This is a genomic window from Microbacterium sp. PF5 (assembly GCF_004794315.1).
GTDB lineage: Bacteria > Actinomycetota > Actinomycetes > Actinomycetales > Microbacteriaceae > Microbacterium > Microbacterium sufflavum.
Map to the genome: position 1 here is coordinate 1 of NZ_SSDQ01000076.1, position 13489 is coordinate 13489.

Genomic DNA, 13489 nt, shown 5'->3' on the forward strand with positions numbered 1-13489 from the left:
CGCCGGTGCGGCGCTGGAGGCGGCGCTGGCGGTAGCGCGGGCGCGGCTGCGCGCGAGCACCGGCCACGACGAGCTCGCCGCGACCCGGCTCGCGATCATCGGCATGGGCAAGGCCGGCGCGCGGGAGCTGAACTACGTCAGCGACGTCGACGTCATCTTCGTCGCGGGAACCGCCGATGACGCGGTCGTGTCGGAGGCGCGGGCCATCGACATCGCGACGCGACTGGCGCGCGAGACGATGCGTGCCCTCAGCGCGATCGAGGTCGAGCCGCCCCTGTGGGAGGTCGATGCGGCGCTGCGGCCCGAGGGCAAGCAGGGGGCCCTGGTGCGCTCGCTCGCCTCGCACGCCGCCTACTACGACCGCTGGGCGAAGGGGTGGGAGTTCCAGGCGCTGCTGAAGGCACGGCCGCTCGCGGGCGACCCCGTGCTGGGTGCGGAGTACATCGCGGCCGTGCAGCCCCTCGTGTGGTCGAGCGCCGCGCGCGAGGAGTTCGTCGAGAACGTGCAGCGCATGCGCGAACGGGTCATGGAGCACATCGATCCGGAGGACGCGCCGTACCAGCTCAAGCTCGGCGCGGGCGGTCTGCGCGACATCGAGTTCACGGTGCAGCTCCTGCAGCTCGTGCACGGGCTGACCGACGAGACGCTGCGCACCCGCGGCACGCTGGAGAGCCTCGACGCCCTCGTCGACGGCGGGTACATCGGCCGGGCGGATGCGGCGACCTTCGCCGCCGACTACCGCGTGCTGCGGCTCATGGAGCACCGGTTGCAGCTGCGCGAGCTCTCCCGCACGCACCTGATGCCCCGCACGCCGGCCGGACGACGGTTCCTCGCCCGCGCGACCGGACTGGCCGACAGCGGCGACGCCATCTGGGCGCGCTGGGAGGCCGTGCGCCGCGAGGTGCGCGAGATCCACACGCGCCTGTTCTACCGCCCGCTGCTGAGCGCGGTCGCCGGTCTGCCGGAGGAGGAGCGCACGCTGTCGCTGGAGCAGGCGCACGACCGGCTCGCGGCGATCGGGTTCCGCGACCCGGCCGGGGCGCTGCGCCACATCGGTGCCCTGACGCGAGGGTTGAGCCGCAAGGCCACGATCCAGCGGCACCTGATGCCGATCATGGTGCGCTGGTTCGCCGACGGCAGCGACCCGGACTACGCGCTCCTGGCGTTCCGTCGCATCAGCGAGCGGCTGGGCGACACCTCGTGGTTCCTGCGGATGCTGCGGGATTCCTCCGGCGCGGCCGAGAGTCTCACGCGGCTGCTGTCGTCGTCCCGCTACATCGGGGAGCTGCTCGAGTGGATCCCGGAGTCCGTGGCCTGGCTCGACAGCACGGAGCGCCTGCGACCACGTGGCGCGGAGGCGCTGGACGAGGAGGCGCGGGCGATCCAGACGCGGCACGAGACGGTCGCGGACGCGCTGCGGGCGGTCAGGGCCCTGCGGCGGCGCGAGCTGCTGCGCACGGCCATGGGCGCGGTGCTCGATGTGCTCACGATCGAGGAGGTGGCGACGGCCCTCACCGACATCACCGCCGCGACGATCCAGGCCGGGCTGCGCGCGGTGATGCGTGAGGTCGTGCCGCCGGAGGACGCGGCGCTCGACTTCGCCGTGATCGCGATGGGCCGGTTCGGCGGTGGCGAGCTCGGGTTCGGCTCCGACGCGGACGTGCTGTACGTGTACGACGCGAACGGCGTGGATCCGCAGCGCGCCGAGAAGCTCGCCACGAAGATCGTGGCGGGTCTGCGCGAGCACCTCACCGACCACCGGCTGCCGCTGGAGCTCGACGCCGGACTGCGTCCGGAGGGGCGCAACGGTCCGCTGGTGCGCTCGTTCGACGCGTACACGGCCTACTACCGTCGCTGGTCGCTGTCGTGGGAGGCGCAGGCGCTGCTGCGCGCGCAGGGCGTCGCGGGGAGCATCAAGCTGATCGCGCGGTTCACGGAGCTCGCCGATTCGATCCGCTACCCCGACACGGTCGACCTCCAGGGGCTGAGGGAGATCAAGCGCATCAAGGCGCGGGTCGAGGGGGAGCGGCTGCCGCAGGGCACGGATCCGCGACGGCACCTCAAGCTCGGGCCGGGAACCCTGAGCGACGTGGAGTGGCTCGTGCAGCTGCTGCAGCTGCAGCATGCGGCGGAGGTGCCGGGACTCCGCACCACCTCGACATTGCGGGCGCTGGACGCGGCGGTGGCTGCCGGGCTCGTGGAGGAGGAGGACGCGGAGCGTCTGCGGGCCGCCTGGCTGCTGTCGAGCCGGCTCCGGTCGGCCATCACCCTGCTCACCGGACAGACCAGCGACGTGCTCCCGGCCGACCGCCGGCAGCTCGACGCGCTGGCGCGGCTGCTGGGCTACCCGAACCGCGCGGCCACGCAGCTCGAGGAGGACTACCTGGGTGTCACGCGCCGGGCTCGGCGGACCTTCGAGCACCTGTTCTACGGGTGACTGTCAACCGAGTTGCGGGAACGGCTCCGGTCGCCCAGGCTGAGCGCATGACGTCTTCTCCTCTGGCAGTGATCTGGAACCCCACGAAGTCGGACAGGGGGGTTCTCGAGGAGGCCGTCCGGCTCGCGTTCGGCGATGATGCGGAGGTCCGCTGGTGGGAGACCACCCCGGAGGACGCGGGCCGTGGCATGGCGGCGGAGGCGGTCGCGGAGGGCTGCGACCCGGTCATCGCGGTGGGCGGAGACGGGACCATCCGAGCGGTCGCGGAGGCCCTCGCGGAGACCGGGGTCGCCCTCGGCATCGTGCCGCAGGGCACCGGCAACCTCCTGGCCCGCAACCTCGGCATCCCCCTGGAGGGCGTCCTTCCCGCGCTGGAGCACGTCCGCGACAGCGAGCCGCGGAACATCGACCTCGGATGGGTCGAGATCGACGGGGAGGAGCACGCGTTCTCGGTCATGGTGGGCTTCGGCGTCGATGCCCAGATGCTGGTGGAGACCAATGACGACCTCAAGGACCGCGCGGGATGGCTCGCGTACGTCGAGGCGATGGGCCGGGCACTCGCCGGCACGGAGATGACCGACATCACGCTGCAGCTGGACGACGGTGAGCCGCAGGAGCTGCGTGGGCACACCCTCCTGATCGGAAACTGCGGCATGTTGCAGGGCGGTATCCGACTGCTGCCCGACGCCCTCGTCGACGACGGGCTCCTCGACATGCTGCTGATCAGCGCCGACGGTCCGCTCCAGTGGCTCGACACCGTCCGCTCCGTGGTGTGGGACAACGGCATCCGACGGATTCTCGGGAGTGTCGATCAGGCGGTGAGCACGGACTCCACCACGCACGTCTCCGCCGAGCGCATCGAGGTGCGCCTTGCGGCTCCGCAGATGTTCGAGATCGACGGCGAGGAGGTCGGGGAGATCTCGTCGTTCGCGGTGCGCGTGCAGGCGGGCGCCGTCACCGTCCGCTGATCACGCGACCGTCACGGCCGGTGGTGTCTTCTTCCGGTCCTGTGTCGGGAACACCACCTTCTGCACGATGATGATGATGCTCGCCGCGATCGGGATGGCCACCAGCGCGCCGAGGATCCCGCCGAGCGCACCACCCGCGACGGCCGCGATCACCACGAGAGCCCCCGGAACGGCGACCGCGCGGCTCATGATCCGGGGCGATAGCACGTATGCCTCGATCTGCATGTACACGAGGTAGTAGATGATCGCGATGAGCGCGGTCGTGGGCGACTCGAACAGGCAGATCAGCGAGATGATGATCGATGCCGACAGGGTTCCGACGAGCGGGATCATCGAGCCGATGAAGGCGATGAGGGCCAGCAGCGCCGGCACCGGTGCGCCGATGATGCTGAGGAAGATCAGGCTGAGCACGCCGTTGGTCAGGGCGAGGCTCGCCTGACCGATCACGTAGCGACCGACCGCGCTCGAGACGTCCTCCAGGAGTTCGCTGAACGTGTCGCGCTGGTAGGCGGGCACGAAGCGAGCGGCGACACGCTTCATGCTGCGCAGCGACGCCATGAAGTACAGCGTCAGGATCAGGACGATGGTGACGCCGGTGATGCCTCCGGCGATCCCGGCGCCGACCGCGAAGACACCGCCGCCGATGTCGAAGAAGTTGTCGGGGTCCTGCACGAAGCCGAGCACGCCGTTGACGGCATCGGTGATGGTCGAGCCGAACTGGGCGCTCATGTCCTTGTACCAGTCCGTCTTCATGAAGTCCTCGATCATCTTCGGACCGTCTTTGATCAGGTTGGTGATCTGTTCGACGAGGATCGGGACGATGGCGAGGATGATCCCGGCGAACGCGAGGACGACGCCGGCGACGACGATCGCGACGGCGGCGGGACGGGGGAGCTTGCGCTCGATGCTGGTGACGATGGGGTCGAGTCCGAGCGCGAGGAAGATCGCGACGCCGATGTAGACCAGCACGGTCGCGAGCTGATTGACGATGCCGCCGATCGCGAGAGCGACCAGGACGCCCAGGGCTCCGAGCAGCCCGAACATGAACGGGTTCGCTCTCGCCCCTGCGACCACCGAGGTGGGGGAGCGGCGCTGGGCCGATACGGTCTGCGCCTCGTCGGTCGCGATGATTCTCCTGCGGCGCATGTCCCCTCCAACTGTGCGTGCTCGCACTCGATCTTGCTCCACACCGGGGCCCGGCGCGCTCAGCGACACCCGAGGGCGTGCGGCTGAACGCCGGGCCTAGTCGTTCGAGCCCTTGCCCTGCGAGCCTTTGCCCTTATCGCCCTTGCCGGGCGTCTCGACCGCGGCTCGATCGTCCGTGGTCGGCGAACCCTGGTCCGCGGAACCCGGCTTTCCGCCCCTCGTGCCCTCGCCGTTGCCTTTCGCTCCTTTGCCCTTGCCCTTGCCGTTGTCCTGCTGTGCAGCCGGGTTGTCGTCGGCATGGTCGGTCGCGTGCTCGTCGCCGACGGACTCGACGGTGAGGGACTCGGCGGGGGCGGGAGCGACGGCCGCGGGCACCTCGACGACGGTGGGCGGGGCCGTCTCGGCGGCCGTGGGCGACTCGACGGAGGAGATCCCGCTGAGCACGGCGCCGGAGCTCGCCACGGCTTGAGTGCCCTGGCCCGACAGCGACACCGCGACCGTGGTGACGGCTCCGATGGCGACGACGGCGGCGAAGAGCAGACTGTCGCGTCGCCGCGGTGTCCGGCGCGGTGCAGCGACCGCACGGGCGGCGAGCCGCCGCCGGGCCTGGGCACGGGTGAGCGGCCGCACCGGAGCCGCGGGGGCGGGGAGCGGCGGCACGGGAGGGATGACCAGCGGGGTCACGGGCGCCGACGATGCGGCGGGCGAGGGAATGCCGGGAACGGGCAGGACGCGCGTGGCGGCGGGCGCGACGACGGCGGGAAGGTGAGCGGTGGCGCGCTCGTCGGCCTCCGCGAGTGCTTCGCTCAACCGCCGCAGCTCGACCGCGACCTCGGCGGCGTGCGGCCGTTCGGCCGGGTCGATGCTCGTCATCGCGGTGAGCAGCCGCCCCCAGTCCTGTCCGAGCGACGCGGGAACGTCCGGCGCCAGGTGCAGGCGGGCGAGGGCGGTCTCGACGCTCAGAGTGGGCGCGAAGCCGGGTGTGCCGGTCAGTGCCTCCAGGAGCACAAGGCCCAGCGCGTAGATGTCGACCGACGGCCGTACCTCGCCGTTGCGCAGCTGCTCGGGCGCCATGTACGTGAGGGTGCCGAGGACGATGCCCGGCGCGGTGACCCGCGACGTGTCGATCATGCACGCGATCCCGAAATCCGCGAGCTTCGCCGTCCACCGGTCGCTGCCCGACGTCGGCGGGGTGAGGAGAACGTTGGAGGGCTTGACGTCACGGTGCACGATGCCCGCCGCGTGAGCGGCATGGAGGGCGGAGGCGACGTCGGCTCCGATCGTCGCGACCTCCTGGGGGGTCACGGCGGAGCGGGAGAGGCGGCTGCTGAGCGTGGGGCCGGGAACGAACTCCATCACCAGGTACATCGCCCGGCCGGGGTCGAGGCGGGCGTCCAGGAGCGTGACCAGGTTGGGGTGGTTGAGGGAGGCGAGCAGCGCCTTCTCGGAGTGCGCGCGGTCCGTCGAGGTAACGGCATCGTCCGAGGTGCGGAAGATCTTGACCGCGACCGTGCGCTCCAGCGCGATGTCCTCGGCGCGGTACACGGTCGCCATGCCGCCGACGCCCACGGCATCGCCCAGCCGGTATCGGCTGTCGAGCAGAGCCTCGGTCGGCGTCGCCTCCTGCGTCCACATGGTGCAGCCTCCCCGTCGCCGGGTCGGGTAGCCCGGCGACTCTCTCACGCTAGGGCCCTGCACGATTCCCGTCTTCGGGCTTGACTCCGGGGCAGGGACCTGCAAGAGGGTGTGTGGAATGCCCCCGGGACGCGCGAAGCGTCCGCCAGGAATCCCGGCGGACGCTTCGCGGTGCGGGTCAGACCCCGAAGTACAGCTCGTACTCGAACGGGTGCGGACGCTGCGCGATCGGCAGGATCTCGTTCTCGTACTTGTAGGAGATCCAGGTCTCGATGAGCTCCTCGGTGAACACGCCGCCCTCGAGGAGGAACTGGTGGTCGTTGCGGAGCGCCTCGAGCGAGTCGAGCAGCGAGTTCGGCACCTGCGGGATGTTCTTGGCCTCCTCGGGCGGAAGCTCGTAGAGGTCCTTGTCGACCGGCTCGTGCGGCTCGATGCGGTTCTTGATGCCGTCGAGACCTGCCATGAGCTGCGCCGCGAAGGCGAGGTACGGGTTGCCGGAGGCGTCGGGAGCGCGGAACTCGATGCGCTTGGCCTTCGGGTTGGAGCCCGTGATCGGGATACGGATCGCGGCGGAGCGGTTGCCGGCCGAGTACACCAGGTTGACCGGAGCCTCGAAGCCCTTCACCAGACGGTGGTAGCTGTTCAGCGTCGGGTTCGTGAAGGCGAGCAGCGCGGGAGCGTGCGCCAGGATGCCGCCGATGTACCAGCGGGCGATGTCGCTGAGCTGGCCGTAGCCGGCCTCGTCGTAGAACAGCGGCTTGCCGTCGTTCCACAGCGACTGGTGCGTGTGCATGCCGGAGCCGTTGTCACCGTAGAGCGGCTTGGGCATGAAGGTGGCGACCTTGCCCCACTCCTCGGCCGTGTTCTTCACGATGTACTTGAACTTCAGGATGTCGTCCGCCGAGTGCACCATCGTGTCGAAGCGGTAGTTGATCTCCTGCTGGCCCGCCGTGCCGACCTCGTGGTGCGAGCGCTCGAGGATGAAGCCGGCCTCGATCAGCTTGAGCGTGATGTCGTCGCGCAGGTCGGCCGTCTTGTCGACCGGGCTCACGGGGAAGTAGCCGCCCTTGTACGGGGTCTTGTTGGCGAGGTTGCCGCCCTCCTCCTCGCGACCGGTGTTCCACGCGGCCTCCTCGGAGTCGACCTTGTAGAAGCTCTCGCCCGCCGTGACGGAGTAGCGCACGTCGTCGAAGATGTAGAACTCGGCCTCGGGCGCGAAGTACGCGGTGTCGGCGATGCCGGTCGACGCGAGGTACTTCTCGGCCTTCTTGGCGACCTGACGCGGGTCCTTCGAGTAGATCTCGCCGGTGCGCGGGTTGTAGATGTCGAAGATCATCACGAGGGTGCTCGCCTCGCGGAACGGGTCCATGTAGGCCGTCGTCACGTCGGGGATGAGCTGCATGTCCGACTCGTGGATGCTCGCGAAGCCGCGGATCGAGGAGCCGTCGAACAGCTGCCCGTCCGTGAAGAAGGCCTCGTCGACCGTCGCCGCAGGGATGTTGAAGTGCTGCTGCACGCCAGGGAGATCGGTGAACCGGATGTCAAGGAATTTGACGTCGTTCTCCTTGATGTAGGCCAGTACCTCGGACGAATCTTTGAACATGTAACGACTCCTGTGATGCGGATCGATGGCTTCGGGGCCACTCTGCACAGTACGGACGGGGGATTTCTCCACGGTATCCGCTTTGTTTCGAGCGTGTTACAGCGTGAGGGCGGAAGGCGCGGTTCCGAGGGCTCGGTAGGCTGGTGTGGTGACGGATGCGGTGAACAGGTACCCCGGTGAACGACTCGGACTCCCGGAGTCGGGAACGGGAAGCATCGCCCGTCCCGGACGACGCATCGGCGCTCTCGTGATCGACTACGCGGCCGCCACGATCATCGCCACCGGCTTCCTCGGGTTCGACCAGTTCGCGCTGCCGTCCGAGGCGGGTCTGACGCAGTTCGCCCCGCTGCTGGTGTTCGCGGTCCTGCAGATCCTGTTCATCCCCACCGCGGGGGGTAGCCCGGGTCACCGCATCCTCGGCATGCGCCTGGTGCGTCTCGACGGCGCCTGGATCGGGCTGTGGCGGCCGGTCGTTCGCACGCTGCTGCTGCTCGTCGTGATCCCGGCGGTCGTCTGGGATGCGGATCAGCGCGGCCTGCACGACAAGGCGGTCGGCACCATCCTCATCCGCGCCTGAGCCGCGTCGGGTCGCCCGCTTCCCTCAGGCGCGTCCCCGGTTGCGGCGGCGTGCCTCGCGCGGTGCCCTTCCACCGAGGAACGAGCGCGCGGGGTCCACGACGTAGCCGTGACGCAGGGCCTCGCGACCGATGAGCATGCGGAACCCCATCTCGTCCCGGTTGCTGAGGGTGACCTCGGCCAGCACCTCGCGGTCGACCAGGCGGATGATCAGTTGCACCACCAGACGCTCCTGCGCGTGCCCGGACGAGCTGCGCACGGCGCGGCGATCGTGCACAGGGCACTCGACGACGACCGCGTCGTCCTGGCTGTCCTGCCACGGGTTCACCCGGAAGCGGACCCACGCCTCGCCCTCACGCTCGAACTCGTGCACGTCGAACGCGTGCAGCGATGAGGTGCGCGCGCCGGTGTCGATCTTCGCCTTGATCCAGTCGACGCCGAGATCGGGCAGGCTGACCCACTCTCGCCACCCCGTGAGGGTGTTTGAATGGGTAGACCTACTCACCTGATACATCCTGGCAGGAAATCCCCCGTGAAGATCGCAGTGCTGTCCCGTGCGCCGCAGGCGTACTCCACCCAGCGCCTCCGGGCCGCCGCGCTGCAGCGGGGGCACAACGTCAAGGTGCTGAACACCCTTCGCTTCGCGATCGACCTCACCTCCGATGAACCCGACCTGCACTACCGGGGACGCCAGCTGAGCGACTACGACGCGATCCTGCCGCGCATCGGGAACTCGATCACCTACTTCGGTACGGCGGTGGTCCGCCAGTTCGAGCAGATGGACGTGTACACCCCGAACACCGCCAACGGCATCTCGAGCGCGCGCGACAAGCTCCGCGCCAACCAGATCCTCTCCCGGCACAACATCGCGATGCCGCCCACCGCTTTCGTGCGCAACCGCGCCGATGTGCGCCCGGCGATCGAGCGCGTCGGCGGTGCCCCGGTCGTGATCAAGCTGCTCGAGGGCACGCAGGGGATCGGCGTGATCCTCGCCCCACAGGTCAAGGTCGCCGAGGCGATCATCGAGACCCTGCACTCCACGAAGCAGAACGTGCTCATCCAGAAGTTCATCTCCGAGAGTCGTGGGCGCGACATCCGTGCGCTGGTCGTGGGCGACCGCGTCGTCGCGGCGATGCGGCGGTCGGCGGCCGGCGACGAGTTCCGCTCGAACGTGCACCGCGGCGGATCGGTGGAGGCGATCGAGCTCGACCCGGTGTACGAGCGGGCGGCCGTCCGTTCGGCGCAGATCATGGGGCTGAGGGTGGCGGGAGTGGACATGCTCGAGGGCGACGAGGGACCGCTCGTCATGGAGGTGAACTCCTCGCCGGGACTGCAGGGCATCGAGACGGCCACGAAGCTCGACGTCGCCGGCGCCATCATCGACTACATCGCCGGGCAGGTGGCGTTCCCTGAGATCGACGTGCGACAGCGCCTGACGGTGTCGACGGGGTACGGCGTGGCGGAGCTGATGGTGCACGGCGCCGCCGACCTGGTGGGGAAGACCCTGGGTGAAGCCGGACTGTGGGAGCGTGACATCACCGTGCTCACGTTGCACCGCGGGGTGAGCGTGATCCCGAACCCGCGCAAGCACGTCGTGCTGGAGGCGGACGACCGGTTGTTCTGCTTCGGCAAGCTCGAAGAGATGCGCTCGATGATCCCGGAGCGTCGTCGTCGCCGGGCGAAGGTGCGGCGCCTGCCGAAGCAGCCGCTGTCGGAGTGACGACGCGCGGCCGCCCTCCGAGGAGGACGCCCGCGCGTCGATCGTGCGGTGTGCGGGTCAGCGCGGACGCTGCGGGCGCACCTTGGTGGGGTCGATGCCCTTCGGGATCGGCAGCGACGAGAGCGACTGCGACACGGAGTCGACGCGACGGATCACCGCGGCCATGGTGGCCTTGTCGATGGCCTTGGGAAGCTTCTTGATGGTCTTGGCGAGGTCGGCGATGGGTACCTCGTCCTCGCCGTGCCCGACGTAGAGCACGGTCACGGGGACACCGTGCGCGACGCGCTGCGCCTTGCTCCGCTCCTCGTTGACCAGGCGCGTGAGGCGGCCGCGGGCACCTTCGCCGACCACCACGATGCCGCCGCGACCGATCGTGCGGTACACGGCCTCCTGGGTCTTCGGGTTGATCCCCACCGGGGTCTCCGATGCCTGCCAGCGACGCCCGAGACTGGTGCTCAGCACGTGACCGGTCGCGCCGGGCATGCCGTCGATCTTGGTGTACATCGCCGAGGTCGACAGTCGCGTCATGAGGAACAGCGCGCCGAGCACGCCCAGCATGAGGCCGGTGATGCCCCAGAGCACGAGCGTCCACACCTGGAACGGCGGGATGAGGTAGCCGGCGACGAGGCCGAGCAGGATGCCGCCGACGAGGATGCCGGCCTGCGCCCAGGGGAGCCACGGGTAGGCCTCGCGCGTGAACCGGAAGAGGGACTTGATCTGGGAGAAGAACCCAGGACGCTTCTCGGGTTCGGGAGCACGCTTTGCCATGACATCCAGCCTACCGAGTCCCGGACCCTGACGATGTCGTCGTTCGCGCGGAGCGGAGCAGCACGAGGACTCGCTCTGCACAGCCAGCCGCAGCCGGCGGACCTTTCCGCTCACGCCGTGGATGGCTCCGGGCGCACGATCCCTCGGGTGAGATGGGCGCATGACCGACGCCCAGACGATCGAGACGGCCCCACCGCCCCTGCTGGCACGAGCGCACCGCACGCTGCGGATGCTGTCGTCGCCGGACACCCCCTTCGCGGGGGCGCTCGTCACCAGCGGCGACGGCGTGGCGGTGCGGTGTCCGAGCGAGGAGCTCGCGGGATGGGCGGGCTGGCACTTCGCGGGCGCACAGCACGTCGCCGGACCGCTGGACATCGTCCGACGTGCGGACGGCCACGATGTGCTGCTGCCCTGGTGCACCGATCGGTTGCAGGCGTTCATCGACCGACGGTCCGCCTCGGGGCAGCGGTTGCGTCAGGGTGAGGTGTGCACGGTGGCGGTGAGTCTGCTGCGCGGCATCGGTGAACTGGCGCGCGTGGGCAGCGGCGTCGAGGGTACGTGGTGGCTCACCGACGGCGGGCGACCCCTGTTCGTCATCGGTGAGGGGAGCGGGATCCGGTCCGCAGCGGCGACGATCGTCGAGACGCTCAGGGACTGCGAGACCGATCGAGCGCTGAGGCGTGTTCTCGACCGGGTGGGGGATGGACTGCGCGAACGACTGGAGCACCCCCGGGTTCCGCGGCGGCTTCTCGACGAGTGGGAGTGCGAGCTTCTCGCCCTCGTGTCCCCACGTCCCCTGGAGCATCAGACGACGAAGCCGGTGCGGGCGCGAGACCTCTCCCGCGTCGTCGAGCCCGCTGTGGGCGGGGTCGCCCCGACGCGGAGGAGCCTCGCGACGCGGAGGTCCGCGGTCCGTACCCCACGGACCACCCGGGCGAGAGTCCGCAGCGCCGTGCGGATGTTGCGGGAGAACATCGCGTCGCGGATCGCCGACGCCAGGGAGGCCGTCCGCGTGCGGCGGGCGACGAGCGGTAGGGGGCGGGATCGGGCCGCGGCTCCCCGCGCACCCCGTCGCCGACTGCTGTTGATCGCGGCAGCGGGTGCGGCCGTCGTGCTCGTGGGCGGGCTGATGTGGCCGAGCGGCGACGGCGGGAGCGACGCCCGAGGTGCCTCCACCGCGGCGGGGACGGCGCCGACGCCGACGTCGACCGGGGATGGTCGGGCGAAAGGCGGGTCATCGACGACAGGAGCCGAGCACGCGTCTGCTGCCCCCACGCCGCGCGTCGCGGAGGCGGGCGACCCCGCCGCCGCCGTCCCGACGCTCGTCTCCGCCGCTGAGGCCTGTCACTCCGCCGGGGACGCGGAGTGCGTCGCCGCGATCGCGCCCGGTTCCGCAGGAACCGTCGACGCCGTGCGCGCGCTCAGCGGTGAGCTCACGGTCGAGCTGGTCGACGAGTACGGCGACGTCGCGGTCACCCGCGTCGCTCGGCCGGCGGAGGCGGACGCCGCGAGTCCCACCGCGATGGTCGTACTCGTGCGGCAGGACGACAAATGGCTGGTCCGCGACGTGTACGACGTCGCGGACCAGCCAGAATGATCGTTCGGTCAGGCGCCCAGCTGCGGGGCGAACTGCGCCGCTTCGAGGCGCGCCTTCACCGCACCGAGGAAGCGCGCCGCGTCGGCACCGTCGATGATGCGGTGATCGTACGACAGAGCGAGGTACACATACGAACGGACCGCGATCGCGTCGGTTCCGCCGACCTTGACGAGACCCGGACGCTTGACGACCGTGCCGGTGCCGAGGATGGCGGACTGCGGAAGGAACACGACGGGCGTGTCGAACAGCGCACCGCGGGAACCGGTGTTGGTCAGCGTGAAGGTTCCGCCGGCCAGCTCGTCCGGCTTCAGCTTGTTGTCGCGCGTGCGGGCCGCGAGGTCGGCGATCTCGTGAGCGATCTGAGCGATGTTCTTCGACGCGGCGTCGCGCAGCACCGGAGTGAGCAGCCCGCGCTCGGTGTCGACCGCGATCGAGACGTTCTCGGTGGCCGGGTAGACGATCTGCTCACCGTCGACCGTCGCGTTCACGATCGGGAAGGCCTGCAGCGCCTCGGCGGCGGCCAGCGCGAAGAACGGCAGGAACGAGAGCTTGTCGCCGGTCTTCTCGAGGAACGAGCCCTTGACGCTGTCGCGGTACTCCGCCAGCGCGGTGACGTCGACCTCCACAACCGTGGTGAGCTGCGCCGTCTGCTGCATGGACTCGACCGCGCGCTTGGCGAGCACCTTGCGCAGACGCGACATCGGCTGGGTCGTACCCCGCAGCGGGGAGACCTCGAGCGGTGCGGGAGCCGGAGCCGCATTCGTGGCGGCCGGAGCCTGCGATGCGGACTCGGCAGCCTTGAGCACATCCTCCTTGCGGATGCGCCCGCCGACACCGGTACCCGTCACGGAAGCGAGATCCACGCCCTGCTGTGCGGCCAGACGGCGCACCAGCGGGGTGACGTAGAGGTTGTCGTTCTCCGTCGGCAGCGAGAGCTTCGGAGCGGGCGCCTCGGTCGCTGCGGGAGCCGGTGCGGCCTGCGCCGGAGCAGGGGCAGCCGGTGCAGGGGCCGCGGCCGCAGCCTGGGGCTGGGCGGGAG

At 70.1% G+C, this 13489-nt stretch carries 11 protein-coding genes; 5 read left to right on the forward strand and 6 right to left on the reverse strand.

The genetic code is table 11. The features are described from left to right. Together DW297_RS05785 and DW297_RS05790 are read left to right on the forward strand one after the other, a co-directional pair. On the forward strand, positions 1-2437 hold a 2437-nt coding region (locus DW297_RS05785), incomplete at its 5' end, for a bifunctional [glutamine synthetase] adenylyltransferase/[glutamine synthetase]-adenylyl-L-tyrosine phosphorylase (RefSeq protein ID WP_136030291.1). 47 nt (positions 2438-2484) lie between these two features. Continuing rightward, on the forward strand, positions 2485-3405 hold the full coding sequence (locus DW297_RS05790; RefSeq protein WP_136030293.1) for a diacylglycerol/lipid kinase family protein: 921 nt from the start codon (positions 2485-2487) through the stop codon (positions 3403-3405). On the opposite strand, the gene DW297_RS05795 is transcribed toward DW297_RS05790, so the two are convergent. The 3 genes from DW297_RS05795 to glnA all read right to left on the reverse strand — a co-directional run bounded on the left by DW297_RS05795 (position 3406) and on the right by glnA (position 7789). After that, positions 3406-4551, reverse strand: coding sequence for an AI-2E family transporter (locus DW297_RS05795; protein WP_136030295.1), 1146 nt, complete (start codon positions 4549-4551; stop codon positions 3406-3408). A gap of 96 nt (positions 4552-4647) precedes the next feature. Next, on the reverse strand, positions 4648-6186 hold the full coding sequence (locus DW297_RS05800) for a serine/threonine-protein kinase (protein ID WP_136030297.1): 1539 nt from the start codon (positions 6184-6186) through the stop codon (positions 4648-4650). 178 nt (positions 6187-6364) lie between these two features. Next, the gene (glnA, locus tag DW297_RS05805) at positions 6365-7789 is read right to left on the reverse strand and encodes a type I glutamate--ammonia ligase (protein ID WP_136030300.1); all 1425 of its coding nucleotides are present in this window, start codon (positions 7787-7789) and stop codon (positions 6365-6367) included. Positions 7790-7937: 148 nt separating this feature from the next. Here glnA and DW297_RS05810 point away from each other — a divergent pair, with 148 nt between their 5' ends. Beyond that, positions 7938-8366, forward strand: a complete 429-nt coding sequence (locus DW297_RS05810; protein WP_446724358.1) for an RDD family protein — start codon at positions 7938-7940, stop codon at positions 8364-8366. A 24-nt stretch (positions 8367-8390) separates the two neighbouring features. On the opposite strand, the gene DW297_RS05815 is transcribed toward DW297_RS05810, so the two are convergent. Further along, the gene (locus tag DW297_RS05815) at positions 8391-8879 is read right to left on the reverse strand and encodes an ATP-dependent zinc protease family protein (protein WP_136030302.1); all 489 of its coding nucleotides are present in this window, start codon (positions 8877-8879) and stop codon (positions 8391-8393) included. 18 nt (positions 8880-8897) lie between these two features. Between DW297_RS05815 and DW297_RS05820 the strand changes: the two genes are divergently transcribed. Beyond that, positions 8898-10085: a RimK family alpha-L-glutamate ligase gene (locus tag DW297_RS05820; protein ID WP_136030304.1), complete on the forward strand. Its 1188-nt coding sequence runs from the start codon at positions 8898-8900 to the stop codon at positions 10083-10085. A gap of 57 nt (positions 10086-10142) precedes the next feature. Here the strand turns inward: DW297_RS05820 and DW297_RS05825 are convergent, their stop codons facing one another. Beyond that, complete coding sequence (locus DW297_RS05825; protein ID WP_136030306.1) at positions 10143-10853, reverse strand: DUF4191 domain-containing protein; 711 nt, start codon at positions 10851-10853, stop codon at positions 10143-10145. A gap of 160 nt (positions 10854-11013) precedes the next feature. Between DW297_RS05825 and DW297_RS05830 the strand changes: the two genes are divergently transcribed. Beyond that, positions 11014-12450 carry a hypothetical protein gene (locus DW297_RS05830; RefSeq protein ID WP_136030308.1) on the forward strand — a complete coding sequence of 479 codons (1437 nt, stop codon included), beginning with the start codon at positions 11014-11016 and terminating at the stop codon, positions 12448-12450. Between the two features lie 8 nt (positions 12451-12458). On the opposite strand, the gene DW297_RS05835 is transcribed toward DW297_RS05830, so the two are convergent. Continuing rightward, a partial coding sequence (locus DW297_RS05835; RefSeq protein WP_205828238.1) for a 2-oxo acid dehydrogenase subunit E2 occupies positions 12459-13489 on the reverse strand: 1031 nt, incomplete at its 5' end.